Source organism: Mycolicibacterium agri (genome assembly GCF_002553505.1).
Taxonomy (GTDB): domain Bacteria; phylum Actinomycetota; class Actinomycetes; order Mycobacteriales; family Mycobacteriaceae; genus Mycobacterium; species Mycobacterium agri.
On the sequence record NZ_PDCP01000247.1, the window covers coordinates 1 to 560 of the forward strand.

At 63.0% G+C, this 560-nt stretch carries 1 pseudogene; it reads left to right on the forward strand.

The features are described 5' to 3' along the window. Positions 1-560: pseudogene (locus CQY20_RS34030) on the forward strand (phosphoribulokinase); the annotation flags it as partial.

The following is a 560-nucleotide window of genomic DNA, read 5'->3' on the forward strand; positions in this document are numbered from 1 at the left end:
TCGGTCATGCGCACGTTTCAGCAGATCTTCCGCCGCGAGGGCATCAACGTCGCCTACGTGGAGGGTGACAGCTTTCATCGTTATGACCGCGCCGAAATGAAGACCGCGATTGCCGACGCGCACGCCCGCGGCGACCACTCGTTCAGTCATTTCGGGCCCGAGGCCAACCTGTTCGAGGAGCTCGCGGAGCTGTTCAAGGTCTACGGTGAGACCGGTACCGGCAAGGTCCGCAAGTATCTTCACGATGAGAAAGAGGCCGCGCCGTACGGTCAGCGGCCGGGCACCTTCACGCCATGGGAGGAGCTGCCCGGCGACACCGACCTGTTGTTCTACGAGGGCCTGCACGGCGCGGTCGTGACCGACACCGTCGACGTGGCCGGCCACGCCGACCTACGTATCGGCGTTGTGCCGGTGATCAACCTGGAATGGATCCAAAAGCTGCAGCGCGACAAGGCGGTGCGCGGATACACCGCCGAAGCGGTTACCGACACGATCCTGCGCCGGATGCCCGACTACGTGAACTACCTCTGCCCACAGTTCTCAAACACCGACGTCAACTT